Source organism: Microbacterium halophytorum (assembly GCF_002970975.1).
GTDB classification, from domain to species: domain Bacteria; phylum Actinomycetota; class Actinomycetes; order Actinomycetales; family Microbacteriaceae; genus Microbacterium; species Microbacterium halophytorum.
Map to the genome: position 1 here is coordinate 359107 of NZ_KZ672983.1, position 24434 is coordinate 383540.

Genomic DNA, 24434 nt, shown 5'->3' on the forward strand with positions numbered 1-24434 from the left:
CCCCCGCACCCGTTGGGGGGGGGGGCCCCCCCGGGTCTGCGGGGGGGCGCCCCCACGCCGCATGTCGGCTCAGATGCGCACGAGCATCTTGCCCGTGTTCGCACCGCGCATCATGTCGAGGAACGCGTCGATCGTGTTCTCGATGCCGTCGACGATCGTCTCGTCGTACGCGATCTCGCCCGCCGCGAACCAGGCGGTCATCTTCTCCTGGAACTCGGGCGACAGGTGCAGGTACGCCGCGAGCGTGAAGCCCTGGAGCGTCAGCCCGCGCGTGATGATGTTCGCCATGTTGTCGGGGCCCGCGACGCGGTCCGTCGTGTTGTAGCCGACGATCGCGCCGCAGAGCGCGGCCCGACCGCCGTCGTTGAAGGCCTCGAGCGCGGCCTCGAGGTGGTCGCCGCCGACGTTGTCGAAGAACACGTCGATGCCGTCGGGCGCGGCCGCCGCGAGCTGGTCGCGCACGTCGCCGTCCTTGTAGTTGAACGCCGCGTCGTAGCCGTACTTCTCGGTCAGCAGCGCAACCTTCTCGGCCGACCCTGCGGACCCGATGACGCGACCGGCGCCGAGCAGGCGGGCGATCTGGCCGGCCGCGGTTCCGACGGCGCCCGCGGCACCCGAGATGAAGACGGTGTCGCCCGGCTTCATACCGGCGATCGCCGTGAGGCCGACGTAGGCGGTCAGCCCCGTCATGCCCAGGATGTGGAGGCGCAGCGAGAGCGGCAGGCCCGGCACATCCGGAACGACGCGGAAGGTCGAGGCGTCGGCCTGGACCGTGTCTGACCAGCCGTGCTGGTGCTGCACGATTGCCCCGACGGGCACGTCGTCGGAAGCCGACGCGGTCACGTGGCCGATGGCGCCGCCGGCGATCGTCTCGCCGAGGGCGTAGGGGGCGACGTAGCTGCGCACGTCGTTCATCCGGCCGCGCATGTACGGGTCGACCGACACGAAGGCGTTGCGCACGCGCACCTCGCCGGGCTTCAGGTCCTCCAGCGCGACCGTCTCGACGCGGAAGTCGTCGTGGCTCGGCCAGCCGACGGGGCGGGCGGCGAGCTGGATGCGGGTGCTCAGTTCTTCTGACACGGGTTCTCCTTCGTGGGGTGGATGATCAGAGGCCGATGGCCAGCGCGACGACGGCGAGGGCGGGAACGACGCCCTGTTTCAGCGCGGCCGCACGCTTGTCGGGGCTGGACAGCAGCAGGACGAGGGCGGCAGCGGCCATCAAGCCGGCGCCCGCGAAGACGAGCGCGGCGCCCACCGCGGTCTGCCCCGCCGCGAACAGCGCGATGCCGACGGCTGCGACGACGGCGAGGAACAGGTTGTAGAAGCCCTGGTTGAACGCCATCTCCTTGGTGGCGGCCGCCTCCGGCTCTGTCGTGCCGAACACGGACCGCGCGCGGGGCGTCGCCCAGACGAGCGATTCGAGCACGAAGATGACGACGTGCACGAGAGCCGCGAGGCCTGCGAGCGCGAGTCCTGCGATGACCATGATGTGTTCCCCTCGTCGCCCGGCGGGCCGTCGATACTGTAACGAACCTTACAATATATACTGAACCGAGCGTTTCACAAAACGAAGAGGACGACTATGGCTCGCACGCAGGCCTTCGATCGGGGCACGGCGGTGCGCTCGGCGCGCACCGTGTTCTGGCGAACGGGATACGAGGGCGCGTCGATCCCCGCGCTCGAGCACGCCACGGGGCTGAGCCGGTCGAGCATCTACAACGCCTTCGGATCGAAGCGCGGGCTCTTCGATGCTGCGGTAGAGAGCTACCTCGACGAGGTCATCCGGCCCCGCCTGCACCCCCTGCGGGAGGAGCCCGTGGCGCCCGAGGCGATCGTCGCCTACCTCGACGGGCTGCGCGGCGCATTCACCGACGCCGGCTCCATGGTCGGGCAGGGCGGATGCCTGCTCGTCAACACGGCCACGGCGCCCCTCGCGCAGGACGCCGAGGTCGCGCGCGTGATCGCCGACTACCGCGACGAACTGCGCGACGCGATCGGGCACGGCGTCGCGGCGTTCCTCGGCGACGGGGCGCGCGACGAGAGCGCCGTCGTCGCCGAGACGATCACCGGCCTGACGATCGCGGCGTTCGCGCTCGCCCGCGTCGCACCGCAGCAGGCGGGCGGCCTGCTCGACACCGCGCGGGGCGTGCTGACGTCGGCGCGCGACCGCATCCCCGCCTGAACTGCATTCACGCGCGCCGCCTCGCTGCGAGCCCCGGCGGCACCGCTCGACGGCTCGCCCGCGACGGGAACGGCTCCCTGATTCGATGGCGTCGGCAGCGCCGGGCATCCATCCGGTCGCCGCGGCCGGCCCGGATCTCGGCCGCAGGTGGCACACTCAGGGCATGGGCGACATCGATGAGTTCCTCGCGGCCGTGACTCCCGCGAAGCGCCGGCGCGACGCCGAGACCCTGATCCGGATCATGCGCGAGATCACGGGTCTCGAGCCGGACCTGCACGGCACGATCATCGGCTTCGGCACCTATCACTACGAATACGCCTCCGGCCGCTCCGGCGACGCCCCGGCCGCGGCGTTCGCGCCTCGGAAGTCGTCGAGCGTGATCTACCTCATGGACGGCATCGGAGCCCACGAGGCCGACCTGGCGGAACTCGGCCCGCAAAAGGCCACGGTCGGCTGCCTGTACATCAACGACCTCACGCTCGTCGACGAGGCCGTGCTGCGGAAGATCATCCGGGACGCCTACGAGGTGCTCACGACGGAGACGTTCCGGAACCGCGCCCGCGAGAGCCAGCGATAGCACCGCGCACCGCCGCGTCGACGAACGCCGCGGCCGCGACCCCGACCGCATACGCCACCAGATCCCACCACGAGAACACCGTTCCGAACACGAGCATCAGCGGGCGCCACGCGAGCCCCCATGCCTCGGGGAGCCCCGTCAGCTGGAAGGCCTCGACCGCCGCGCACCAGGCGAACGCAGCGACCCCGGATGCCCGAGCCGGCCAGCGCGGAGCGACGAACGCCACCAGCAGGTAGATCAGCACGGCGTAGAGCGCATCGGCGGCGAAGTCCCCGCCGAAACTCAGCGGAAGCAGCGCGTGCACGGTGAGACCCGCGGCGACGGTGGTGACCACGGCGATGGCGAGGATGATTCGGCGCACGTGCCGAGGGTACGGCGCCGAGGTGTGCACGCGCGTCCGAACCTCGCAGGTGCGGCCGCGCGGCATCGTGACCGCACGTCGGCCCTGTGCCCGGGTTCAGGCGGACGCGTCCCTGACCCACGCGTGCCCGAGCGCGAGAAGCGTCGCGTCCGAGGTCAAGAGCTCGAGATCGTCTGCGCGCGCCTGCGCGAGGATCATCCGATCGAACGGGTCGTGCCGAACGAGGGTCGCGTCCTCGCGCATCGCGTTCGCGTGACGCGATGTGAACGGCAGCTCGATGAGCCCCGACTCGGCGAAGACGTCGGGGAATCGGTCACCGCCGGGAAGCTCGATCCGGCCGAGCATGTGCTTGATCACGAGCTCCGACACGGATACCGACGAGTAATACGATCGCGGCGCAGCCTCGATGCGCGCCACGGCCTCCGGGCCCATCCGGTCACTGCCCCAGTAGACCCAGACCAGCGCGTTGGTGTCGAGAAGGATCATGCGTCGGCGCCGTAGAACATCTCCTGGATCTCCGGGTCGATGCCGTCGAAGATCGCCGGATCCCATTCGGGCTCGCCCTTGCCGAGGCCGAACCGCACACGGGAACTCACGTGCGGAACGAGATCGACGACAGGCTTTCCCGCCCGGGCGATCGTGACGCTCTCACCCGCAAGCACGCGCTCGACGAGCGCGGAGAGCTGCGTCTTCGCCTCGTGCATGTTGACTTGGGTGATGTGCATTGATTTAGTTTAGCTTAGTCAACTCCACTGGAAAGGCCAACCGTTCCGGTGAGGTGTTGTGTCCGACGCCGCGCGATCACGCTTCTCTCTCCCGACCTGACGTCACGCTCACCTTGACGCGCCATGCGGTACCACCGGCGCAGGGACATCACCTCAATGACGGATGTCTGCGTCTTGCTTCGGTCAGGACTCGATGACGCCAGCGCCGGCGACCGGGTACCCCACCGCCGACGCCCACTCAATCCAACCACCCGGAATCCATGAGTCGCCGACGAACTGAGGGTGGTCAGGATGCACCGACAAAGCCCAAAGAGCAAATACCAGTTCCGCCCAGTCCGACGTGACGCGCCATGTCACCGGGCCGTTCTCCGATTGCCCCTGCATCACGAGCACCGTGAACCATTCGATCTGGGCGAGCTGAATGTCGCTCCATGTCCAACGCAGGAGCCCAGACGCTGTCGCGAGATAGAAGCCACGGGTCGTGACCGTGATCGTGCCGCCGAAATCAGGGCGCCACGCCACTTGCGCATCCGCAGCTGCCTGCGCACGTCGCTGGGTGTTGCCAGCGGCGGAACCGATCAGAGTACCGGCGGTCATCGCAAGGCCGATCGTGCCGGTGCCGAAGACGAAAGAGCTGTCGTGGACGTAGCTGCCATCGCCGAGAGCCCGCATGGAATCTATCTGGAACGGTCCGGTCGCGAGCGCGAGCTCGTCGGGCGCCAGCGGAAACAGCGTCGACACCCGCTGTCGCGGGATCCGCTCGCCCCGCAGGTCCGACACAATCGCGATCGTGTGCCACATCGCCGTATCCGCTGGCGTCCACGCGCGGACAGGCTCACCGGCTTCCGCCGATGTCTCTTTCTTCACCACAGCGATCCCCCCGGATTCGTCGGCTCTTACGCGCCGCGGAGGCGCTCGGCCAGGTAGGCCTCGAGGCCCGCGAGCGGCACGCGCTCCTGACCCATCGTGTCGCGGTCGCGCACCGTCACGGCGTCGTCGTCGAGCGAGTCGAAGTCGACCGTGACGCACAGCGGGGTGCCGATCTCGTCCTGGCGGCGGTAGCGGCGGCCGATGGCGCCGGCATCATCGAAGTCGACGTTCCAGCGCTGGCGCAGGTCGTCGGCGACCTTGCGCGCGAGCGGCGAGAGCCGCTCGTTGCGGCTCAGCGGCAGCACGGCGACCTTGTTCGGGGCGAGGCGCGGGTCGAGCTTCAGCACCGTGCGTGTGTCGGTGCCGCCCTTGGCGTTCGGCACCTCCTCTTCCACGTACGCGTCGACGAGGAACGCCATCATCGAGCGCGTCAGGCCGAACGACGGCTCGATCACGTACGGCACGTACTTCTCGCCGGAGGCCTGGTCGAAGAATGACAGGTTCGCGCCGGAGTGCTCGATGTGGTTCGACAGGTCGAAGTCGGTGCGGTTGGCGACGCCCATGAGCTCGCCCCAACCCTTGCCGGCGAAGCCGAAGTCGTACTCGAAGTCGATCGTGCGGTCCGAGTAGTGCGCGCGCTCGTCCTCCGGCACGTCGAAGCGGCGCATGTTGTCGGGGTTCACGCCGAGGTCGACGAACCAGTTCCAGCACGCCTCGACCCAGTGGTCGAACCACTCGCCCGCCTCATCCGGTGCGACGAAGAACTCGATCTCCATCTGCTCGAACTCACGCGTGCGGAAGATGAAGTTGCCCGGCGTGATCTCATTGCGGAACGCCTTGCCGACCTGGCCGATACCGAACGGCGGCTTCTTGCGCGCCGCCGTGACGACGTTGGCGAAGTTCGTGAAGATGCCCTGCGCCGTCTCGGGGCGGAGGTAGTACAGCCCCGACTCGTCGTCGACGACGCCGAGGTAGCTCTTGATCAGGCCGGAGAACGAGCGCGGCTCGGTCCAGCGACCGCGCGTGCCGCAGTCGGGGCAGGCGATCTCTTCGAGGCCGTTCTGGGGCGCGCGGCCCTTCTTCTCCTCGAACGCCTCGATGAGGTGATCCTCGCGGTGGCGCTTGTGGCACTGCAGGCACTCCACGAGCGGGTCCGTGAAGGTCGCGACATGGCCCGACGCCTCCCACACCTTGCTCGGCAGAATGATGGAGCTGTCGAGGCCGACCATGTCGCCGCGGCCGCGGACGAAGGTCTGCCACCACTGGCGCCGGATGTTCTCCTTCAGCTCCGTGCCGAGGGGGCCGTAGTCCCATGCAGAGCGGGAACCGCCGTAGATCTCACCCGCTTGGAACACGAACCCGCGGTGGCGGGCGAGGGCGATGACCTTGTCGAGGCGGGACTGTTCGGCCACGGTGGCTGCTCCTATGGTCGCAGGGGCGATTCGCACGCGGAGAACTCACGCGCGCACGGTGCCCCCAATCCTACTGGCGCGCGCTGAATAAGCGATTCGGCGCCGGACGGACGACGGGCGGCGCGCAGCTCACCCGGTCGCGCGGGCGGCCTCCGCGGCCCGCGCGAGCCAGGCCGGGGTCCCGCCCGCCCGCGCCGGTGGGACGAGCTCGCCGCCTTCGCAGCACTCCACGAGGCGGCGCGCGCGGCTCTCACGGGTCGCCTCGCGCTTGGCGGAGGCGACCCAGTGGCGCACCAGCTTCCGGTAGCCGGGGGTCGCCGCGTCCAGGAAGGCGACCGCCGCAGGCGAGGCGTCGATGATCGCCTGGAGCTCCGGCGCGAGCTCGGCGTCGGCGTTCTCGAACGAGTAGATGCCGGAGTTGTCGGCCGTGCGGGCCTCGAACGCGGCGACCCCGGCGGGGTGCATCCGCCCCTCGGCGGTGAGCCGCTCGACGTGGGCGATGTTGATCTTCGACCAGGTGCTGCGCGGCTTGCGCGGCGTCCACCGCTGCCGGCGCCTGTCGTCGTCGACGGGCTGCGAGAGCGAGTCGATCCAGCCGAAGCAGAGCGCCTCGGGCACCGCATCGGCCCAGGTGAGCCCTCGGTCGGCGACGTGCGCCTTGCGCATCTCGACCCAGAGCTCGTCCGCGGTCGCGTGGTTCAGCTCGAGCCAGCGCCGGAACTCGGCGGCGTCGCGGAAGAACACGGCGGGCTTGTCGGGGGTGCCGCCGGGGGCTCCCTGGTTGGGGGCGTTCGCCATCCCGCCAGGCTATGCCGCGGCGTCGGCGCGGGGAAGCGGTCGGCGCGCGTCGCCGAGCATCGGGCCGCCGCGGCTGGGATGATGGACGCGTGCCTCACGTCATCGGCCTCTACCGGCATCCGCTGAAGGGCTTCACGCCCGAGCCGCTCGACGCCCTCACGGTGCAGCCGGATGGGCGGATCGCCGGCGACCGCGTGCTCGCGTTCCGCTTCGCCGACGCCGCGACGCCGGATGACAGGGACGGGCTCGACTACTGGCCCAAGTCGAAGGGGCTCGCCCTCGAGAGCTTCCCCGCGCTCGCGGCTCTGCGCGTCTCGTACGACGACGCCGCCGCGCGCGTGCGCATCACCCGCGGTGGCGAGCTGGTGGTCGAGGCCGGGCTCGACGATGCCGGGCGGGCGGAGCTGATCGAGGCCGTGACGGAGTACGTCCTCGCTTCGCCCGAGGCGCGGTACCTGCGCCGCCCCGGCCGACTCCCCCTCGTCCTCGTGGGGGACGGATCGACCTCGCGCTTCCAGGACCGACCGCGCGGCTACGTATCGGTGCACAGCCGCGCGAGCGTCGAGGCGCTCGGCGACGCCCTCGACCAGGGCATCGACGACCGGCGCTTCCGGTCCAACGTCGTCATCGACGGCGCCGAGGCCTGGGAGGAGCTGTCCTGGGCAGGGCGCGCAACGATCGGGGGCGTCGAGTTCACGGTCGAGGGGCCGATCGTCCGCTGCCTCGCGACGCACGCCGACCCCGACCTCGGAGTGCGGAACGCGTCGGTCCTGAAGACCCTGACGGGTTCGGTCGGCCAGGCGGAACCGACGCTCGGGCGCCTGCTCCTGCTCCGCGGGGTGACGGGCGACGTCGCCGACGCGTCGGGAATCGGCGGGGTCATCCGGGTCGGCGACGACGTGCGGGTGCACGCCGACTGACGCGAGCCTTCGGCGCCGGATGCGACCCCCGGCATCCGGAGCGCCGATAGGATCGTTCCAATGAGTGACGATCCCGCCCGCCGCAGACTCACTCATTCCGCGCCCAAGTGGGCGATCGTGCTCGCGCTCGCCTTCACCGGCATGGCGTCGGCCTACATGTTCACCCTCGTGGTGCCGATCCAGTCGGAGCTGCCGCACCTGCTCGATGCCTCGCGCGAGGACACCGCATGGGTCGTCACGATCACGCTGCTCGCGGCCGCATGCGCGACCCCGATCTCGGGACGGCTCGGCGACATGTACGGCAAACGCCGCGTCGTGCTGGCGCTCATCATCACCCTGATCATCGGCTCGGTCGTCGCGGCGCTCGCCACCGGGATCGTCGGGGTGATCATCGGTCGCGGGCTTCAGGGCCTCACGACCGGCGTCGTCCCTCTCGGCATCGCGATCATGCGCGACGTCCTGCCGCCGAAGCGGTTGGGCACGGCCGTCGCGCTGATGAGCGCCACGATGGGCGTGGGCGGATCGATCGGCATGCCGGTGAGCGCGTTCATCGTCGAGCACTTCGACTGGCACGCGCTGTTCTGGGTGTCGACGGGACTCGGGGTGGTCGCGTTCGCACTCGTCAGGATCCTCGTGCCGCCGAGCACGCTGCGCTCGCCCGGGCGCTTCGACGTCGTCGGCGTGATCGGGCTGACGATCGGCCTCTCCGGCGTGCTCCTCGCGGTCTCCCGCGGAGCCGAATGGGGCTGGGCCTCCCCCGCGACGCTCGCCAGCGGCATCGGCGGCGTCGCCGTGCTGCTCGTCTGGGGCTGGTACCAACTGCGCACGAGCGAGCCGCTCATCGACCTGCGCGTAACGGCCAAGCCGGCCGTCCTCTACACCAACCTCGCGTCGATCTGCATGGGCTTCGCGCTGTTCGGCAGCAACGTGCTTCTGCCCCAGATGCTCGAACTGCCCGCCGACAGCGAGGCGGGGTTCGGCGTCGGCGTGTTCGAGACGGCGCTGCTCGTGATGCCCGCCGGCCTGCTGATGATGATCATCTCGCCGCTGTCCGGATGGCTCGAGCGCACCGTCGGCCCGCGCATCATGCTGACGGGCGGCACGGCGGCCGTCGCGCTGTCGTACGTCTACCTGCTGGTCTGGGACGACTCGATCTGGCACCTGTTCACCGCGAACCTCTTCGTCGGAGTCGGCATCGGCCTCAGCTTCGCCGCCATGCCGATGCTGATCATGCGCTCGGTCCCGGCGGAGGAGACCGGCGTCTCGAACGGGATCAACGCGCTCGCGCGGTCGCTCGGCACGTCGACGGCCTCGACGGTCATGGCCGCCGTGCTCGCCGCGATGGCGGTCGACACGGGCGGCGTCGCGGTGCCTACGGCACAGGCGTTCACGACCTGCTTCTGGATCGGCGCGATCGTCGGCGCGGGAGCCGTCGTGCTCTCGCTCCTCATCCCCCGCCATCCGGAACCGACACAGCACGCGTCGGTGCCGAACGGGCGGTAGGGCGCGCCCGCGGATTCGGTATCTCAGGTGTGGCGATGGATTCCGCCTCGAGAGCGCAAGAAGTGAGATAGCGATGGCGGCACCGGGCCGCCGGGCGTGCGTCAGGCGGTGACGAACAGATACCCGCGCTCGGGGTCGAAGCCCGCGATGCGCAGGCCGCGGCCCGTGAGCACGGCCATCTCGCGGCGCACGTTCATGCGCCACTCGTGCGCGGCCGCCGGGTCGTCCTCGCGGAGCTGCTCGACGTCATCCGGGATCGCGAGCGTCGCGACGACCGATGCGTCGGCCGGCTCGTGCGCGAGGTCGGCGAGCGACCACTTCACGTCGAGGCGGTCGGATTCGTCGCCAGCGTCGCCGCCTCCGAAGATGCCGTACTGGTTCACCACGTAGTCGGTCACCCGCGCGCCGAGCACGCCCAGATAGAAGCGCGCGTTGCGCGCGACGAGCGGGTCGAAGGTCCACGTGATGTGGCCGACGCCGCGCGACAGCGCCCACTGGCGCTGGTGCTCCTTGAGCTCGCGGCCCCAGCCGCGACCGCGGAACTCCGGCAGCAGCGCCGTGATGTGCGAGTGCATCGTGCGATTCTCGGGCAGCGAGAAGAACGCGACGGACGCGCCGACCATGCGGCCGTCGTCGAAGTAGCCGGTGACGTAGTTGCCCGACTGCTGCAGCGCGCGCATCGTGCCGGCATCGATCACCCTGGTGCCCCGGATGGCATCGAAGATGCCCTGGGCTTCGAGGATCAGTTCGACGGTGTCCAGATCACGGATCTCACGCATACACAACAGCGTATCCGGCGTTCGGGGCAGTTCGTTCGCCGGGAGGCGCGGCGATGCCGTCACGCGCGCGCGGTGAGGCCCTCGCGCATCCGGTCGCGCGCCCCCTTCGTGACGACGGGCTTCAGCGCCGTCGCCGCCCCGAGGCCGGTCGGCGGCATGGAGTAGTAGAACGTCTCCGCTCGTTCGACCTGGAACGTCTCGTGCCAGATGCCCACCGAGCCGCTCGCCGTGCGCGCCCGCCGGTTGAACGCGGCCCATGCCGGTCGATGCTGCGCATCGGGGTTCGACGCGTAGTCGTAGAGCTTGTCGAGGCTCGTCCAGTACAGCAGCACGCTCGGGGTGCGGGGCAGGCCGAACAGGCGGTACCCGACGGCACCGGAATCCGGATCGGACATCAGCTCCCTGATCATCGGCGGCATGGCGGTGAACGTCGGCCACCAATCCCGGATGCGCGACCAGCGATTGATGCGCATGCCGATGAGGAAGACGACCAGTTCGCCGTCGTAGTCGTGCGTGAGCCGCTCGGGCGCGGGTCGCATGCGGTCCTCCTGACCTCGTCGTATTGGATAGCGAAGCTCTCCAATTATGGGGAGTGTTACTATCTAATGTCAACAGGAGGACCATGCGCATTTCCGAGCTCGCCCGTCGCGGCGGGGTGACGACCGCCACCGTGAAGTACTACCTGCGGGAGGGGCTCGTGCCCCCCGGCGAGCTGACGTCGTCGACCCAGGCGGTGTACGGTGACGCGCACGTCGCCCGCCTTCGCCTGGTGCGCGCCCTGCTCGGGCCGGGCAAGCTGTCGATCGCGCAGGCGAAGGACGTCCTCGCGGTCATCGACGACCCGGGCGACGACATGTTCGAGGCGCTCGGCGCCGCGCAGGCGGCCGCCTATGGCGCCCCGGATGACGTGGATACGAGCCGCGCGCTGGCGCTCGTCGAGCGGGCCGGATGGCGCGTCGACCCCGCCAGCCGAGAGGTCGGTCAGCTCGCGGAGGCGCTCGCCGCGCTCGAGGATGCGGGCTTCGATGTACCGCCGTCGGTGATGGAGGGCTACGTCGCCGCCGCCGAGCGGATCGGCGCGCTCGAGCTCGACGCGATACCGCAGGACCCCGCCGAGGCGCTGCGCTACGCCGTGCTCGGGACGATCCTCGTCGAGCCGCTCCTGCTGGCGCTGCGCAGGCTGGGCGAACAGCACGCCTCGGCCGTGCGCTTCGCCCCCTCGACCGACTGACGCGCACCCGCCGCGGCCGCCGGCAAGACGCGGTCGCCTAGGATGACGCGCCGGCCGGCCACGCCTGCCGGCGCCAGGGGCTCTCGGCGTCGTCGCGCAGCCACTCGACGGCGCTCACGCGCTGCTTGTGCGCCGTGAACTTCGACGACCGCAGACCGGCGACGTACCGATCGGCGTATTCGCCCCAGCCGTCGAACAGCGCGGCCGCCGACGCACCGCAGACGTCCTGGAGCAGCTCGATGCTCTCCTGCGGGGCGAGGCCGACGTGCCCGATCCACCGAGCGAGGTTGGCGCTGCGGCCGATGTCGAAGGCGAGGGTGTTCTTCGCCTCCTCCAGCTCGGCAGCGCTGACGTCGAGGTCGGCGTCGGCGATCGGCGCCTTCACGACCTCGTCGAGCTGGAACTCGTCGATCACCCTCCGAGGGGTCCCCGCCGCCTCGAGCCGCGTCCGGATCGCGTCGGCATCGCTCGCGGGGTCCGCGACGATCAGGGCCTGCGTCGTGCGCATCACGAGGTTCGCGCCCTCGGCGATCCTCGCACCCGCCTGGGCCTCGTTCCGCACGCCCCAGTCGCGCGCGAGCGCCTGCCCGACGGTCCCCCACGGCTGGCACACGCCGTAGCCGAAGTACGTCTGATCCTCGGAGTGCTTGCTCTGGCGGCCCTTCGTGATCTGCCACTCGTAGCGCGCGTACGGTGCGGCGAGCGCGGCCGCGAACCGGCGCCACGGGTCCGTCTGCGGCGGGGCGTCCGGCGAGCCGGGGCCGGCGAGGTGTTTGCGGGTGCGCGAACGCCGCACGGCGACCGCCCACCAGATCACCGCCACGCAGAAGACCAGAACGGCCCCCACCACGATGATGACGACGGTGGTCTCGGAACCGCTCATGATGCCCCCTGTGCTCGATGGCTTCCCCGACATATTCCTACCGCGCCCGGGGCGCGCGCGTCCAGCGCGGCTCGCACTCCGACCGCCCGAACGGCGGCTTCACGGAACGTCCGCGCTTCGGGATAGCGTGGTCGGCATGAGCGACTACACCGCGATCGAACTGGGCGGCCTCGACGAATGGGGCTCGGGCGGGGAACACCCCGGCAAGCGCTTCATCGACGCCGAGCTGGGTACCGCACACACGGGCATCTCGGTGAACTCGACCGAGCCCGGCGGCGAGTCACCGTTCTGGCACGTGCACTCGGCGATCGAGGAGACCCACATCGTGCTCTCGGGCCGCGGCGAGATCGCGCTCGACGACGAGGTGGTCCCGCTCGGCCCCGGGACCGTCGTGCGCGTCGGGCCCGGCACGTGGCGCGCCGTGCGGGCGCTGCCCGACAGCGGCGAGCCGATGAAGTGGCTCTGCGTGCGCTCGGGCGCCGACTCGCTCGCGGGCGTCGGCGACGACGCCGAGATCGACAGTGAGCGCCCGTTCCCCTGGAACGCGTGACGCGGCGCCCTCACCGGCGACGTCCGGCTGGCGGCCATAAGCTCGAACGGTGACGTCACCGGCCGAGCATCCCCCGACGCACACGCTCCCCCGCGTGCGCCCGCAGTTCGCAATCGGCCCCACCCTCCGCTCGACGCGGCTGCCGCGCGACACCTGGTACCTGCGTGCGGCGGGGCTCGTCGTCGCGGCGCTGATCCCGCTCGCGATCCTCGCGGCGATCGGCCGCGTCGACCTCGGCTCGTACACGATGGCCGGTTCGATGACGGCCCTCTACACGCACGGCCTGCCCTACCGCCGGCGGGCGCGCACGATGGCGGGCTTCGTCGCGATGCTGTGGGCCGGCTGCGCTCTCGCGCTGTGCACGGCGGCCGCGACCGACGAGACCCTCGTGCGCATCGCCGTGGCTGTCGTGCTCGCCGCGGTCATCAAGGTCGCGCACGAGGCGTCCGCCGTCGGCCCTCCGCCCGCGGTCATCCCGATCTTCCTCGTGACGGCGCTCGCCTTCACGGATCAGGAATGGCCGGATGTGCCGCTGCACGCCGGCCTGGTCGCCGCGGCCGGCGTCGTGGCGTGGCTGGTCGTGATGTCTCCTTCCCTCGTGCGCAGGCACGGTCCCGAGCGGCGGGCCGTCGCGACGGCCGTCCTCGCGACGATCCCGTGGGGCACGGATCCGACGGACCTCGCGGCCCGCGACGGCCTCGCGACCGCGATCGCCGCCGCGTGGCGCACCATGTCGTTCGCCGGCACGCGCAGCGCCGAGCACACCGCCCTCGAGGGCCACATCGTGGCAGCGGAGCGCGTCCTGGCCGACCCGGCGCTCAGCAGCCCCGAGCGGGCGCGCGCCGCGGCGCGCGAGATCGAGCGCTCGCGCACGGCGCTGCCCGTCCCGCCGCTCACCGAGGACGAGGTCGCGCAGATCCGCGGCGTCGAGCTCAGCTGGCGGGCACCGCGTTCGTTCGCGGAGCGCCACCCCGTCATGGCCGCGTTCCGCCCAGGGTCGCCATCGATGCCTTTCTTCTGGCGCGTCGTCGCCGGATGCCTCGCGGCCGCACTCCTGTCGTATGCGCTCGGCGTCGGGCGCCCCTTCTGGGCGATCACGTCGGCGGCGGTCATCGTGCAGCCGAACCTGCTGCTCACGTGGCGCAAGGCGCCGCCCCGCGCGCTCGGCGCGGTGCTCGGCGTCGGCCTGTTCGCCCTGCTGGCGCCCGTCGCCCACGTCGACCCCCTCGTCGGCGTCGCGATGATCCTCGTCATGAACGTGCTCGCCGAGTTCTTCGTGCCGCGCAACTACCTGATCGGCCAGGCGTTCGTCACGCCGATGGCACTGCTGATGAGCCAGTTCGGTGCGATCCTGCCGACCGGCGAACTCGTCGTCGACCGGCTGATCGACACCGTCCTCGGCGTCGCGACGGGCCTGGCCGCGTCGTTCCTCATCCGGAACGGCCACCTGCGGCGGCACGCGAAGGAGGCGACGGAGCGCCTCGAGCGGGCGACGTCGGCCGCCCTGGCTCTCGATGACGGCGCGCGCGAGGCCGAGCGCACCCGCGTCAGGCGCGAGCTGATCGCCCGGCTCGCCGCCGTCTCGGCCGCCGTCCGCTCATCGGACGACGAGTGGTGGACCCACCGCGTCGACGAGGCGCGCGTTGTGGCCGCCCAGAAGGGCGCCCACAACGCGCTCGCGAAGCTGTCGGGCTGACGAGCTCAACCCCGCTTCATCCGGCTCGTGATCACGGCAGCGGCGGCCGCGAGGACGCCGATGATGCCGACGGCCCCCGCGAGCCCGCCGAGAGCGGCGCCGAGGCCGTTCGCGACGACGGGTGCCAGGAAGTTGCCGAGGAAGAACGCGCCCGTCCAGAGGCCTGTGACGCGGCCGCGCTCGGCGAAGCCCGTGCGTGCGACGACCCAGGTGAGGAATCCGGGCAGGATGAGGCCCGCACCGAACGACGCGATCAGGGCGCCCGGAACGACGCCGCCCACGCCGAGGCCGCTGAGCGCCCAGAGCAGGATCATGCCGACGGCCTGCAGCGCGAAGCCGACGGGAACGACGCGGTCGCCGAGGAGCTTCCGGATCTGCGGGAAGAAGATGCCGCCGAGGGCGACGAACAGGGAGGCGACGGCCGCTATGCCGCCGATCACCGCGGTGTTGCTCGCGGCGATGCCTGCCTGCTCGACGATGACGGGCAGGTTGACGACCAGCGTGTAGAACGTGAGGCCGCCGAGGATCGTGACCAGGAGCGGACCGACGAGCGGGCCCCACGCGATTCGGCTGCGCTCGACGGTTCCGACGGCCTCGCCGCCCCGCGGCTCCCACAGCAGGACAACGGCGGCCGCGGCGATGACGAGGCTCACGAGGTACACCCAGAACGGCGCCTGCCAGCCGGCGGCGCCGACGGCCGTGCCCACGATGATGAACACGGTCGCGCCGATCGATGCCGTGGCCCCCTGCAGGCCGAGGTAGCGGCTGCGCTGCTTCTCGTCGCGGTAGTAGTCGACGATGAGGGCCGTCGCGACGGTCATGATCGCCGACTCGCAGACGCCCAGCGCGAGGCGGGAGGCGAGGATCGCGCCGAGCCCGTCGACGAACGCGGGGATGACGCCGAGCGCGGCGTACGCGACGAGCCCGATCACGAGGAGCCACTTGCGACCGACCCTGTCGACGATCTGGCCGGCGAACGGCGCGAACACTGCGATCATCAGCGCCGGCGCCGTGATGAGCAGCGGCACGAGCACGGCCGAGCCGGGCGTGCCGGCGAAGTGCTCGAGCATCTGCGGCAGGACCGGGGTGAGCAGGGTCGCCGCCATCACGGGCATGCTGGCCGCGGCGAGCAGCACGATGGCCTGGACGGCCGTCGCGTTCCTCCTCGTCACGGGGTGTGCGTGTGTCGCTGCTGACACGGGAACTCCTTCGTTCATGGCGCGCTCGCCTTCGAGGCACGCCGGGGTGTCGGGATCCTTCTACTCTCGCCCGACGGCACCGGTTCCGACCCCGCTCATCGGTGATGCCGGATATCGGATGTGGTGATCCACGGCCCGAATCACACGCCGACGGCGATGGCCTCGAGGTCGTGCGCGACGACGAGCTTCCCGTCGAACCCCTTGCGCGCCGCGCGCCAGTGGCTGTCCGGGGTGCTCACCGGCACGCGGTGGTTCAGCACCAGCGTCTTCACCCCGGCGGGCTGGGCGACCTCCCGGCCGACCTGCGCGATCGTCGTGTGCGATTCGAGAAGGTGCTTCCGCAGGGGCTCCGCCGTTTCGGGCGGCAGGTTCGCGACGAGCTGGTCGACCCACGCCGGATCGATGACCTCGTGGATCAGGACATCGGCGCCGCGAGCCAGATCGATGAGGTTCTCGCTCACGGTCGTATCGCCGGAGATGACGATCGAGCCGTCAGGCGTGTCGAAGCGGTACGCGAAAGCCGGCGCAGTGGGGTGGTGGTCGACGAGCGTGGCCGTCACCGTCACGTCTCCATCTCGCCACACGGGGATGGGAGCGTCGAGCCGCGGCGGAACGCCGTCGGGGCCGATGTCCCAGATACCGGTGAGGTCGATGTCGTGCACGTCGAACGTCTTGCTCGGCAGGGGGAAGTTGCTGTCCTGAACGCGGTCGTTGATGTCCTGCGCGAAAGCAGCCTCGAGCGACCGGCTCATGCTGACGAGTCCTGGGACCGGGTTGTCCTCGGCAGCGAGATCGCGTTCCGGCGCATCCGGCGGGGACAGCCGCGGGAGGGTGCCCCTGTCGCCCGGTCCGAACACCTGGATCGGGGTGTCGTCGCGCCCGACGATGTTGGTGCCGCCGGTCGCGTACATCGCGGGCCAATCGGTCGTGTGGTCGGAGTGGAGGTGGGTGAAGAGCACCGCGGCGACGTTCGTGAGGCTCGAGCCGACCTGCGGGTTCGGCGCTATGCCGGACGCAGCAAGGTTGGCGAACGCTCCGAGACCGAGATCGACGATGTAGGCACGCCCGGCGTGCACGATCATCGTGGACGTCCCCGCCGTGTGATCGCCGAGGTAGGTCGGACCGCCGGCGACTCCGAGCGGCACGATCTGCGTCCGTACACCGCTCAGCAGACCGGTCGTGTGCTTCGACCCTTTTCCGTTTCCGGGCTTCGCCGCTGCCCCTGAGGCGGGCCCGGCTGCGGCAAGCACCCCCGCTCCGAGCGGCACTGCCATTCCGCCCAGCAGCATTCCGCGGCGGGAGAATCGTCGGTTGTCGGTCATAGCTCATCCCCTTCGATGACGCCTTGCGAGTTCCACTTCCAGTCGAGCAGAAAGCGCAGATTCTCGTACCCGGGATCGATGATGCGGGCCATCCGGATGTCTGATCCGCAGAGAACTGGGCGCACGGAAGCGCCGGGGCGGGCGGTCCCGTCCCGGCGCCCGGTCGGCTCAGTCGCTGCGGCGCCGCGCCCGCGAGCGCTTGCGCGCGGGCGGGATCGCCGGGGGCTCGACGGCCGCGCCGACGGTGCCGACGAGCTCCCCGATGCCCTCGACGACCATCCGGACCTCGTCGCCGGTCTTCAGCGGCGGTCGGTCGCTGCCTCGGCCCCAGAGCTCGCCGAGGCAGCCGCCGTTCCCGACCGTGCCTGACCCGAGGACGTCGCCGGGCACGACCTTCGCCGCTCGCGATGCGTACGCGACGAACTCGCCGAACGGCCATCCGGCGTTCGAGACGAGGTCCTCGCCCACGAGCTCGCCGTTGACGCAGACCTCGGCCCGAAGCGCGAGGAAGCCGTCGGCGTCGCGGAAGGGTTCGAGCTCGTCGGCCGTGACGATCCAGGGGCCGAGGCTCGTCGCGAAGTCCTTGCCCTTGCTGGGCCCGAGGCGCACCTGCATCTCGCGGGCCTGCAGGTCGCGCGCCGACCAGTCGTTCATGATGGTGTACCCGAAGATCGCCCGCTCGCCGTCCTCCGGCGAGAGGTTCGTGCCGTGCGCCCCGACGACGACCGCGACCTCGAGCTCGAAGTCGAGCTTCCGCGTGACGGGCGGCGTGATCTCGCCGGGGCCGGTGATCGTGTGCGGGTTCGTGAAGTAGAACGTCGGGAACTCGTACCATTCGTCGGCGACGTGGCTCTTGCCCTCGACGCCCGCGCTGACGCCCTCGACGTGCTCCTCGAACGCCACGAAGTCGCGCACGCTCGCGGGCGCGATCGGCGAGCGGAGCGCCACATCGGCGAGCGCGGCGACCGGTTCGCCCGCGCGGGCCCTCAGCCCCGCGAGCGCTGCGGTGCCGCCCGCGACCACGTCGGTGACGGTCAGGCCGTCCGGGAACGGGATCACTCCCGCGTCCTCGATGAAGCCGTCCTCGTCGGCCCCGCTCCTCGTCCAACGCCCGATCCTCATCGGCGCGCTCCTTCCGTCGTTCCGGATGCCGCGGTCGCGACCCTGCATCCGCAGGTATCCGTCACCGGGCGGGTCATGCGGACACCCCCGCGCGGATGCCCGCCGCAAGAGCCGCGGCGTTCCGCTCAAGGACCGCTTCCGTCGCCTCGCCGGAGAGCGCCGCCCCGCGCACGAACGCCACGGGGGCGTCGAGCCCCATGTCGAACGGGAAGTCGCTGCCGAGCACGACGCGGTCGGCGCCGACGATGTCGACGAGGTCGCGCAGGCCCCGTTCGTCGTGCACGACGGTGTCGAACCACATCCTCTTCAGGTAGCTGGACGGCGCGTGCGCGCAGCCGCGCGCCTCGGGGCGCACCCGCCAGGCGCGGTCGGAGCGCCCGATCGCGGTGGGCAGGTACCCGCCGCCGTGCGCCGCGACGATCCTCAGATCCGGATGGCGGTCGAGCACGCCGCCGAAGATCAGGTGCGAGATCGCGACGGCGTTCTCGACCGGCTGCCCCACGGTGTTCGACAGGTAGAAGCGATCCAGGCGCTCGTCGAGCGTGCACCCGAACGGGTGCAGGAACACGATGAGCGAGAGTTCGGCGGCGCGCGCCCAGAACGGCTCGAGCCGCTCGTCGGAGAGCTCCACATCACCGGCGAACGACGACAGCTCGACGCCGATCAGGCCGCGCGCCGCCGCGTCGTCGAGCAGCTCGACGAGGCGGTCCGGGTGCTGCAGCGGCACGAGGCCGAGGCCGCGCAGCCGCTCGGGCGCGAGCGCGACGTGCTCGGCCAGCATCCGGTTCGCCTCCTTCGCCGACCACACCGCGAGCTCCTCGTCGGCCCACGGGTAGTAGTGGCTCGGCGACGGGCTCACCCACTGCACGTCGACGCCCTGGGCGTCCATCGACTCGAGGCGCGCGTCGATCTCGGTGAGCTTCCCGAAGGCCGCCCCGACCATCGCGCCTGAGGCCTTCATGCTCTCGGCCCCGGTGCGGCGGGCCTCGAGCGCCTGGGCGGCCGCGAAGCCATCCGGATCGCGCTCGGCGACCTGCTGCTGCAGCGCCGGCAGCAGCAGGTGGGCGTGCACGTCGATCGGGCCGCTCATGCGGGTTCCGCCATCTGATGAGCGATGCCGAAGATGAGGCCGGGGGCGTCGGCGTCGCGGTTGTGCTCCAACTGCCACTTCCCGAGCTGGACCGAGGCTTCGACGACGGCCCTGGCGCGAGCGATCCGGCGCGCGTGGAACGCCTCCCACAGCGGGTCGTCGACAGCGTCGCCCGCGAGCAGGAGCTCGGCGAGCACGATGCCGTCCTCGAGCGCCTGCGCGGCGCCCTGCGCGATCGTGGGCGGGCAGCTGTGGGCGGCGTCGCCGATCACGACGGTGCGGCCGCGGTTCCACGCGCCGTCGATGATGTGCGACGTGAACCACGTGTAGTTGATGCGGCGGGTCTCGTCGAGGGTCTCGCGGACCTCGTTCCACGGGCCGCCGTACGCCCCGCAGAGCCCCTTCATGATCTCGGCGCCCTCCGCGGGCCCGAGCGCGAAGCGGTCCTGCGCGTCCTCGACGAAGAACGCGTACATGCTGTCCTCGCCCGTCGGCGTGTAGCCGGCGATGTAGGCGGGACCGCCGTAGTAGAGCTGCGACTGCGCGACCTCGGCGGGGCGCGGGACGAACGCGCGCCAGATGCCCATTCCGGTCGGCTCCGGCTTCTCCTCGATGCCGATCAGCTCGCGCACCGTCGAGTGCAGGCCGTCCGCGCCGACGAGCAGGTCGAACTCCCCGACCGAGGCGCCGCCGACGTCGACGCGCACGCCGGTCTCGGTCTCGGCGACTCCCGTCACCTTCGACCCGAAGTGGATGCGCACGCCGACCTCTTCCGCGCGCTTCGCGAGGATGCGTGCGAGGTCCGGGCGGTACATGCCCATTCCGGCCGGGTAGTCGGGGCCGCCGGTCCCCACCTCGGGGAGCTCGGCGACGACGGCGGCGTCCGGGCCGGGCGCGCGCAGCGTGAGGCCCTCGAACGGATAGCCCTCGTCGCGCACCTCGCCCCAGACGCCGAGCCGGTCGAGCGCGCGCAGGGCGTTGCCCTGCAGCGTGATGCCGGAGCCGAGGGCGGAGATCTCGCTCTTCAGCTCGTACACGTCGACCTCGACGCCGGCCTCGGCGAGCGGGATCGCGACGGCCATGCTGGCGGCGCCGCACCCGGCGACGGCGACCTTGGTGACTGCGGCCATGGGAAGAACCTCTCTGTTCTCTCGAGTGGATGTGTCTAGAAGACGGCGATCGGGTTGACGGGCGACCCGACGGCGCCGGTGATGCGCAGAGGAGGCGCGACGAGGAGGAACTCCCAGCGGCCCGCGCCTCGGCAGGCGTCGGCGAGCTCGTCCAGGTCCCACATCTCGCCGATCGTCAGCCCAATGTTCGGGATGGCGATCTGGTGCAGCGGTTGGAAGGCGACGTCGAACTCGTTCGGGCGCACCTCGAAGCCCCAGGTGTCGGTCGCGACGGCCGCGACCTCGGTGCGGTGCAGCCATCCGGCGGTCGTCACCGACAGGCCGGGGGCGGGCCCTCCGGCGTACTCGCCCCAGCCCTCGCGGCGGGCGCGGGCGTAGCGACCCGTGCGAACGAGCAGGATGTCCCCCGTCCCGACGGCGCTCGTGGCGCCCTGGGCCCGGATGCACGACTCGATGTCGTCCGCCGTGATCGCGTATCCGTCCTCCAGCTCGCCCGTCTCCGGCCGCAGGTGCACCCCCATGTCGAGCAGCACCCCGCGGCCGGTGATCTCGGCGGCGGTGTGCTCGATGCCCGTCACGAGGTCGCCGTCGCTCGTGACGACGTCGCCCGCACGGCGGCCGTTCCACGCGAAGCCGCGGTCGAAAATGTGGCCGAGGCCGTCCCACTGCGTCGAGCACTGCAGCGGCATCGCGATCACGTCGTCGGCGCCGCCGATCCCATGCGGGAAGCCCTGGTTGCCGCGCTCGGCGTCCGTGCCCGTGTCCAGCATGGTGTGCACGGGGTTGGTGCGGCGGCGCCACCCCTTCTGCGGGCCGTCCATGTCGAACGGCTGCGAAAGCGAGAGCGAGCGGCCGGATGCCACGAGCGCGGCAGCGCGGGCGCGGGCCGCGTCGTCGATGAAGTTCAGCGTGCCGAGCACGTCGTCTTCACCCCACCGGCCCCAGTTCCGGTACGCCTGCGTCGCCTCCGCGAGGTAGCCGTCCGGGTCCGCCGGGTCGATCTGCGTCGGGTCCTCGAGGTTCATGCGGCCTCCTCCGCGACGCAGCGCACGACCTGGGTGCCGAGCCCCTGCACCGATCCGGTCATCACGTCGCCGTCCTTCAGGAATCGCTTCCAGTGCTGGCCGTTCCCGGCGGGGCTGCCGGTGAGCAGCAGGTCGCCGGGGAGCAGCGGATGGATCTGCGAGGCGACCGAGATGAGGGCGGGGATGTCGAAGAGGAGGTCGGAGGAGTTCGCGTCCTGCTTGACCTCGCCGTTCAACTCGAGGCGCACGTCGAGGTTGCCCCCGTCGGCGAGCCGCGCCGGGACGAGGTAGGGGCCGGTCGGCAGGAAGCCCGGCGAGTTCTTGGAGCGGTACCAGTCGGAGCCGATCTCCTTCATGTCGCGGCGGAAGGTGAACTCGCGCGTCGAGATGTCGTTGACGATCGTGTAGCCCGCGACGTGGTCCATCGCCTCCTCGCGCGAGACGCGGAAGGCCTCCTTGCCGATCACGACGGCGATCTCGAGCTCCCAGTCGTGGGTGTCGCTCGCGGCCGGCAGCCTCAGCGGCACGTCGTCGCCGACGACGCACGCCGGGAGGCCGATGAAGAAGTAGGGCTCACCGTTGGCGCGGCGGTCGTCCATGATCTTCGCGGCCCGCTCGCGCGCCTGCTCGGGGGTCGCGTCGGTCGTCGTGCCGAGGCCCGAGGCCACCAGCTCGATGACGTGCTCGCGGTAGTTCGCGCCGGCCTGCAGCACCTGGCGCGGCTCGACGGGCGCCGTCAGCGTGACCTCGGCGAGCGGTCGCCACGGGCCGTCGGCGCCGACGAGGGCCGCGACGCGGTCCCACGCGGTCTCGCCCTGCGCGAGGAACGCGTTCAGGTCTGCGGCTCCCAGCTCATCCGGGCCGATCGGGCGGATGCGATCGCCCGCCACCAGGCCGAGGCGGGTGCTGTCGCCGTCGCGGTAGCGCGCGAGGGCGAAGTCGTTGTCGAGGGGCGGGCGTGACGTCATCGTCTCTTCCTAACGTATGGGGTCCGGATGGCGGGACCTGGTGGCCGAGGCGCCGCCGCGGCCCGGATGGGGCCGCGGCGGTGGTTGATGTCTCGCGGCCTGGGCTTCGGGAGCCCTGGCCGCGAGACACGGGTCAGCCGCGGCCCTCGACGGCGTAGGGGTTCAGGAGCGCGTCCTTGATCTCATCCGGAACGCCCTCCTCCGTGGCCGAGGGGCCGTCGGCGGGCGGGAACGACTCCGTCATCGACATCGGCATAGCGCCGTTGCGATAGAAGTTGTTCGAGCCCTGCGACGGCTTCCAGGTGTTCGCCTCCCAGTCGGGCACGTAGTTGCGGTAGCCGCCCGTGTTCAGCTCGATGCGCAGGCTCGACGGCTCGCGGTAGTAGAGGAAGTTCTGCTCGCCGATGCCGTGAATCGACGGGCCGTACTCGATGTCGGTCCCGTTCTCCATGAGCACGTCGGCGGCGATGAGCAGCTCCTCGCGGGTGTCGACCCAGAACGCGAAGTGGTTGACGCGGCCGTCGCGGCTCGAACCGTCGAGCACGACGCCGAGGTCGTGCGACTTCTCGTTGGTGGTCAGCACGCTGAACACCGAGATAGGCGCCTCATCGAGAACCGTTCGGGCCATGAAGCGGAAGCCGAGGACGCGCACGTACCACTCGACGAACGCGTCGACGTCGCGGGCGGCGATCGTGACGTGGTCGAGCTGGCGGGGCGCGCCGGCGTGCGACGAGCGGCGCTGCGGGCGGTCGGGGTAGATCGACGCGAGCTCGGCGCCCGACGAGTAGTGCTCGACGTCCCAGTGCAGCGTCATCGGGTGGCCCTGCGGGCCCACGAAGCGATAGGCGCGGCCGATGGCGTGGCCCTCGACCCACTCGCCCTCGACGCCCTCGGCCTCGAGGCGCTTCACGGCCTCCTCGAGCGCCTCGGGGCTGGAGGTGCGCCATCCGGCGGTCTCGAGCGCCGGCTCGTCGCCCGGGGCGACGACGAGGCTGTAGCGGTAGTAATCGCCCCAGCAGCGCAGGTAGACGCGGCCGTCGATGCGGTCTGTGACCTGCATCCCGACCTGCTCCTCGTAGAACTTCACGGATGCCTCGACATCGGGCGTCGTCACGGTGACGAACGACAGGTGCGACAGCAGTTTGATCATCTTTGATCCCTTCTCGGGTGGCTTGAGTACCACTCTCGCGGGATCGCAACTATCAGGGAAGGTGAATCTGAGTATCCGCACTATCAGCGGTGTTTATACACTCGAACTCCCCGATGCGCGCGTGGAGGCGGAGGCGCGCGAAGAAGTCGCCGATGATCAGGCGCGCGTCGAGTGCCGTGCAGGTGCGGCGGGCCGCCCCGTCCTGCGCGAAGCGGGCCGCCGCGTGCGGGAGGGCCGTCACGGCGAGCGGCGCGCTGTCGCCGAGCGGCCACACCGGGTCGACGTCGACCTGCGGCGGGAGCGGGAGGTCGAGGTACTTCTGCCACAGCCACCGCCCCACGGCGCCGGATGAGGTCAGGTCGTCCTCGAGCTCGGCGACCGAGACCGCCATCAGGCGGTAGGTCTCGAGCGGGAAGCGGTCGATCCGCAGGCCGTCGTGCGCGAACACGAACTCGGCGGCGGCGGGGTCGGTGTCGCGGTTGTACTCGAACTCATCGGCGATGGATCCGCCGACCCACGCGAGCCGCACGCGCGGCGCGATCGACGGGTCAGCGGCGAGCGCGTCGGCGATATTCGTCAGCGGTCCGCCGCACACGACCACGACCTCGCTGTGCGCGCGGACGGCCTCGACGATCGCCCGCGCCGCGGCGGTCTCGCGCCCCGCGGGGTCGAAAGCCGCATCGGCCCCGCCGACCGTCGGCACGCCGTCGTGCCCTCCGATCAGGTCCAGCAGTTCGCGCGCGTGCCCGGCGCCCTGCGCGGCAGAACCGGTCGGATCCCCGAATGACGGGCTCGTGAACGAGCCCGTCACGAGGACGACGTCGTCGGCCGGCGACAGCGCGTGGTGGGCGAGCGCGACGAGGCCGTCGGGGTCCCCCGCCCAGTCGTTGTCGACGACGACCGCGGCGCGGGGTTTCAAGGTCCAGGTCATGTGTTCTCCT

At 71.0% G+C, this 24434-nt stretch carries 27 protein-coding genes; 7 read left to right on the forward strand and 20 right to left on the reverse strand.

Annotation, left to right across the window (positions count from 1 at the left end):
• Positions 1–69: 69 nt before the first annotated feature.
• Positions 70–1080, reverse strand: coding sequence for an NADP-dependent oxidoreductase (locus C0010_RS04520; protein WP_105565859.1), 1011 nt, complete (start codon positions 1078–1080; stop codon positions 70–72).
• Between the two features lie 25 nt (positions 1081–1105).
• Entirely contained in the window at positions 1106–1486 is a 381-nt protein-coding gene (locus tag C0010_RS04525) for a DUF1304 domain-containing protein (protein WP_105565860.1), read from the reverse strand.
• A gap of 96 nt (positions 1487–1582) precedes the next feature.
• Between C0010_RS04525 and C0010_RS04530 the strand changes: the two genes are divergently transcribed.
• Positions 1583–2182, forward strand: a complete 600-nt coding sequence (locus C0010_RS04530; RefSeq protein ID WP_105565861.1) for a TetR/AcrR family transcriptional regulator — start codon at positions 1583–1585, stop codon at positions 2180–2182.
• A gap of 163 nt (positions 2183–2345) precedes the next feature.
• On the forward strand, positions 2346–2759 hold the full coding sequence (locus tag C0010_RS04535; RefSeq protein ID WP_105565935.1) for a DUF1801 domain-containing protein: 414 nt from the start codon (positions 2346–2348) through the stop codon (positions 2757–2759).
• Here C0010_RS04535 and C0010_RS04540 read toward each other — a convergent pair.
• The 6 genes from C0010_RS04540 to C0010_RS04565 form a co-directional block, all read right to left on the reverse strand.
• On the reverse strand, positions 2713–3120 hold the full coding sequence (locus tag C0010_RS04540; protein ID WP_232531718.1) for a ribosomal maturation YjgA family protein: 408 nt from the start codon (positions 3118–3120) through the stop codon (positions 2713–2715). The two genes, C0010_RS04535 and C0010_RS04540, sit on opposite strands and share 47 nt — an antisense overlap.
• Before the next feature lie 96 nt (positions 3121–3216).
• On the reverse strand, positions 3217–3606 hold the full coding sequence (locus C0010_RS04545; protein WP_158685306.1) for a type II toxin-antitoxin system VapC family toxin: 390 nt from the start codon (positions 3604–3606) through the stop codon (positions 3217–3219).
• Positions 3603–3845, reverse strand: coding sequence for a type II toxin-antitoxin system Phd/YefM family antitoxin (locus tag C0010_RS04550; RefSeq protein WP_324999233.1), 243 nt, complete (start codon positions 3843–3845; stop codon positions 3603–3605). Before C0010_RS04550 ends, C0010_RS04545 begins: the two co-directional genes overlap by 4 nt.
• Before the next feature lie 183 nt (positions 3846–4028).
• Positions 4029–4715: a hypothetical protein gene (locus C0010_RS04555; RefSeq protein ID WP_158685624.1), complete on the reverse strand. Its 687-nt coding sequence runs from the start codon at positions 4713–4715 to the stop codon at positions 4029–4031.
• A gap of 26 nt (positions 4716–4741) precedes the next feature.
• Positions 4742–6127: a glycine--tRNA ligase gene (locus tag C0010_RS04560; RefSeq protein ID WP_105565865.1), complete on the reverse strand. Its 1386-nt coding sequence runs from the start codon at positions 6125–6127 to the stop codon at positions 4742–4744.
• A gap of 129 nt (positions 6128–6256) precedes the next feature.
• Entirely contained in the window at positions 6257–6925 is a 669-nt protein-coding gene (locus C0010_RS04565; protein ID WP_105565866.1) for a YdeI/OmpD-associated family protein, read from the reverse strand.
• Between the two features lie 89 nt (positions 6926–7014).
• Here C0010_RS04565 and C0010_RS04570 point away from each other — a divergent pair, with 89 nt between their 5' ends.
• Together C0010_RS04570 and C0010_RS04575 are read left to right on the forward strand one after the other, a co-directional pair.
• The gene (locus C0010_RS04570; protein ID WP_105565867.1) at positions 7015–7845 is read left to right on the forward strand and encodes an MOSC domain-containing protein; all 831 of its coding nucleotides are present in this window, start codon (positions 7015–7017) and stop codon (positions 7843–7845) included.
• A gap of 60 nt (positions 7846–7905) precedes the next feature.
• Positions 7906–9348 carry an MFS transporter gene (locus tag C0010_RS04575; RefSeq protein WP_105565868.1) on the forward strand — a complete coding sequence of 481 codons (1443 nt, stop codon included), beginning with the start codon at positions 7906–7908 and terminating at the stop codon, positions 9346–9348.
• 101 nt (positions 9349–9449) lie between these two features.
• On the opposite strand, the gene C0010_RS04580 is transcribed toward C0010_RS04575, so the two are convergent.
• Both C0010_RS04580 and C0010_RS04585 read right to left on the reverse strand, forming a co-directional pair.
• Positions 9450–10127, reverse strand: coding sequence for a GNAT family N-acetyltransferase (locus tag C0010_RS04580; RefSeq protein WP_105565869.1), 678 nt, complete (start codon positions 10125–10127; stop codon positions 9450–9452).
• A gap of 59 nt (positions 10128–10186) precedes the next feature.
• On the reverse strand, positions 10187–10666 hold the full coding sequence (locus C0010_RS04585) for a DUF4188 domain-containing protein (protein ID WP_105565870.1): 480 nt from the start codon (positions 10664–10666) through the stop codon (positions 10187–10189).
• 83 nt (positions 10667–10749) lie between these two features.
• On the opposite strand from C0010_RS04585, the gene C0010_RS04590 reads away from it, so the two are divergent.
• Complete coding sequence (locus C0010_RS04590; protein ID WP_105565871.1) at positions 10750–11358, forward strand: MerR family transcriptional regulator; 609 nt, start codon at positions 10750–10752, stop codon at positions 11356–11358.
• 37 nt (positions 11359–11395) lie between these two features.
• Here the strand turns inward: C0010_RS04590 and C0010_RS04595 are convergent, their stop codons facing one another.
• On the reverse strand, positions 11396–12241 hold the full coding sequence (locus C0010_RS04595; RefSeq protein ID WP_158685309.1) for a DUF1266 domain-containing protein: 846 nt from the start codon (positions 12239–12241) through the stop codon (positions 11396–11398).
• Positions 12242–12377: 136 nt separating this feature from the next.
• On the opposite strand from C0010_RS04595, the gene C0010_RS04600 reads away from it, so the two are divergent.
• Together C0010_RS04600 and C0010_RS04605 are read left to right on the forward strand one after the other, a co-directional pair.
• Positions 12378–12791 carry a cupin domain-containing protein gene (locus tag C0010_RS04600; RefSeq protein WP_158685311.1) on the forward strand — a complete coding sequence of 138 codons (414 nt, stop codon included), beginning with the start codon at positions 12378–12380 and terminating at the stop codon, positions 12789–12791.
• A 49-nt stretch (positions 12792–12840) separates the two neighbouring features.
• Positions 12841–14487 (forward strand): FUSC family protein, encoded by a 1647-nt coding sequence (locus tag C0010_RS04605; protein ID WP_158685312.1) that lies wholly within the window; start codon positions 12841–12843, stop codon positions 14485–14487.
• 5 nt (positions 14488–14492) lie between these two features.
• On the opposite strand, the gene C0010_RS04610 is transcribed toward C0010_RS04605, so the two are convergent.
• From C0010_RS04610 to C0010_RS04650, 9 genes are all read right to left on the reverse strand, one after another.
• Positions 14493–15686 carry an MFS transporter gene (locus tag C0010_RS04610; RefSeq protein WP_232531719.1) on the reverse strand — a complete coding sequence of 398 codons (1194 nt, stop codon included), beginning with the start codon at positions 15684–15686 and terminating at the stop codon, positions 14493–14495.
• A gap of 140 nt (positions 15687–15826) precedes the next feature.
• Positions 15827–17008: an MBL fold metallo-hydrolase gene (locus C0010_RS04615; protein WP_105565875.1), complete on the reverse strand. Its 1182-nt coding sequence runs from the start codon at positions 17006–17008 to the stop codon at positions 15827–15829.
• 168 nt (positions 17009–17176) lie between these two features.
• Complete coding sequence (locus C0010_RS04620) at positions 17177–18130, reverse strand: fumarylacetoacetate hydrolase family protein (protein ID WP_105565938.1); 954 nt, start codon at positions 18128–18130, stop codon at positions 17177–17179.
• Between the two features lie 73 nt (positions 18131–18203).
• Positions 18204–19220, reverse strand: coding sequence for an amidohydrolase family protein (locus C0010_RS04625; RefSeq protein ID WP_105565876.1), 1017 nt, complete (start codon positions 19218–19220; stop codon positions 18204–18206).
• Positions 19217–20350, reverse strand: coding sequence for an FAD-dependent monooxygenase (locus tag C0010_RS04630; RefSeq protein WP_105565877.1), 1134 nt, complete (start codon positions 20348–20350; stop codon positions 19217–19219). Before C0010_RS04630 ends, C0010_RS04625 begins: the two co-directional genes overlap by 4 nt.
• Positions 20351–20385: 35 nt before the next feature.
• Positions 20386–21375, reverse strand: coding sequence for a cyclase family protein (locus C0010_RS04635; protein ID WP_105565878.1), 990 nt, complete (start codon positions 21373–21375; stop codon positions 20386–20388).
• Positions 21372–22343, reverse strand: coding sequence for a fumarylacetoacetate hydrolase family protein (locus C0010_RS04640; RefSeq protein ID WP_105565879.1), 972 nt, complete (start codon positions 22341–22343; stop codon positions 21372–21374). Before C0010_RS04640 ends, C0010_RS04635 begins: the two co-directional genes overlap by 4 nt.
• Positions 22344–22476: 133 nt before the next feature.
• Positions 22477–23493: a VOC family protein gene (locus tag C0010_RS04645; protein ID WP_105565880.1), complete on the reverse strand. Its 1017-nt coding sequence runs from the start codon at positions 23491–23493 to the stop codon at positions 22477–22479.
• A 52-nt stretch (positions 23494–23545) separates the two neighbouring features.
• The gene (locus C0010_RS04650) at positions 23546–24424 is read right to left on the reverse strand and encodes a nucleoside hydrolase (protein ID WP_105565881.1); all 879 of its coding nucleotides are present in this window, start codon (positions 24422–24424) and stop codon (positions 23546–23548) included.
• Positions 24425–24434 lie beyond the last annotated feature (10 nt).

Bases quoted from the DNA above. Each gene is read 5' to 3' on its own strand.
- C0010_RS04525 (WP_105565860.1), bottom strand. From the start codon at position 1,486: ATGGTCATCGCAGGACTCGCGCTCGCAGGCCTCGCGGCTCTCGTGCAC.
- C0010_RS04530 (WP_105565861.1), top strand. From the start codon at position 1,583: ATGGCTCGCACGCAGGCCTTCGATCGGGGCACGGCGGTGCGCTCGGCG.
- C0010_RS04535 (WP_105565935.1), top strand. From the start codon at position 2,346: ATGGGCGACATCGATGAGTTCCTCGCGGCCGTGACTCCCGCGAAGCGC.
- C0010_RS04545 (WP_158685306.1), bottom strand. From the start codon at position 3,606: ATGATCCTTCTCGACACCAACGCGCTGGTCTGGGTCTACTGGGGCAGT.
- C0010_RS04550 (WP_324999233.1), bottom strand. From the start codon at position 3,845: ATGCACATCACCCAAGTCAACATGCACGAGGCGAAGACGCAGCTCTCC.
- C0010_RS04565 (WP_105565866.1), bottom strand. From the start codon at position 6,925: ATGGCGAACGCCCCCAACCAGGGAGCCCCCGGCGGCACCCCCGACAAG.
- C0010_RS04575 (WP_105565868.1), top strand. From the start codon at position 7,906: ATGAGTGACGATCCCGCCCGCCGCAGACTCACTCATTCCGCGCCCAAG.
- C0010_RS04580 (WP_105565869.1), bottom strand. From the start codon at position 10,127: ATGCGTGAGATCCGTGATCTGGACACCGTCGAACTGATCCTCGAAGCC.
- C0010_RS04585 (WP_105565870.1), bottom strand. From the start codon at position 10,666: ATGCGACCCGCGCCCGAGCGGCTCACGCACGACTACGACGGCGAACTG.
- C0010_RS04590 (WP_105565871.1), top strand. From the start codon at position 10,750: ATGCGCATTTCCGAGCTCGCCCGTCGCGGCGGGGTGACGACCGCCACC.
- C0010_RS04595 (WP_158685309.1), bottom strand. From the start codon at position 12,241: ATGAGCGGTTCCGAGACCACCGTCGTCATCATCGTGGTGGGGGCCGTT.
- C0010_RS04600 (WP_158685311.1), top strand. From the start codon at position 12,378: ATGAGCGACTACACCGCGATCGAACTGGGCGGCCTCGACGAATGGGGC.
- C0010_RS04615 (WP_105565875.1), bottom strand. From the start codon at position 17,008: ATGACCGACAACCGACGATTCTCCCGCCGCGGAATGCTGCTGGGCGGA.
- C0010_RS04620 (WP_105565938.1), bottom strand. From the start codon at position 18,130: ATGAGGATCGGGCGTTGGACGAGGAGCGGGGCCGACGAGGACGGCTTC.
- C0010_RS04625 (WP_105565876.1), bottom strand. From the start codon at position 19,220: ATGAGCGGCCCGATCGACGTGCACGCCCACCTGCTGCTGCCGGCGCTG.
- C0010_RS04630 (WP_105565877.1), bottom strand. From the start codon at position 20,350: ATGGCCGCAGTCACCAAGGTCGCCGTCGCCGGGTGCGGCGCCGCCAGC.
- C0010_RS04635 (WP_105565878.1), bottom strand. From the start codon at position 21,375: ATGAACCTCGAGGACCCGACGCAGATCGACCCGGCGGACCCGGACGGC.
- C0010_RS04640 (WP_105565879.1), bottom strand. From the start codon at position 22,343: ATGACGTCACGCCCGCCCCTCGACAACGACTTCGCCCTCGCGCGCTAC.
- C0010_RS04645 (WP_105565880.1), bottom strand. From the start codon at position 23,493: ATGATCAAACTGCTGTCGCACCTGTCGTTCGTCACCGTGACGACGCCC.
- C0010_RS04650 (WP_105565881.1), bottom strand. From the start codon at position 24,424: ATGACCTGGACCTTGAAACCCCGCGCCGCGGTCGTCGTCGACAACGAC.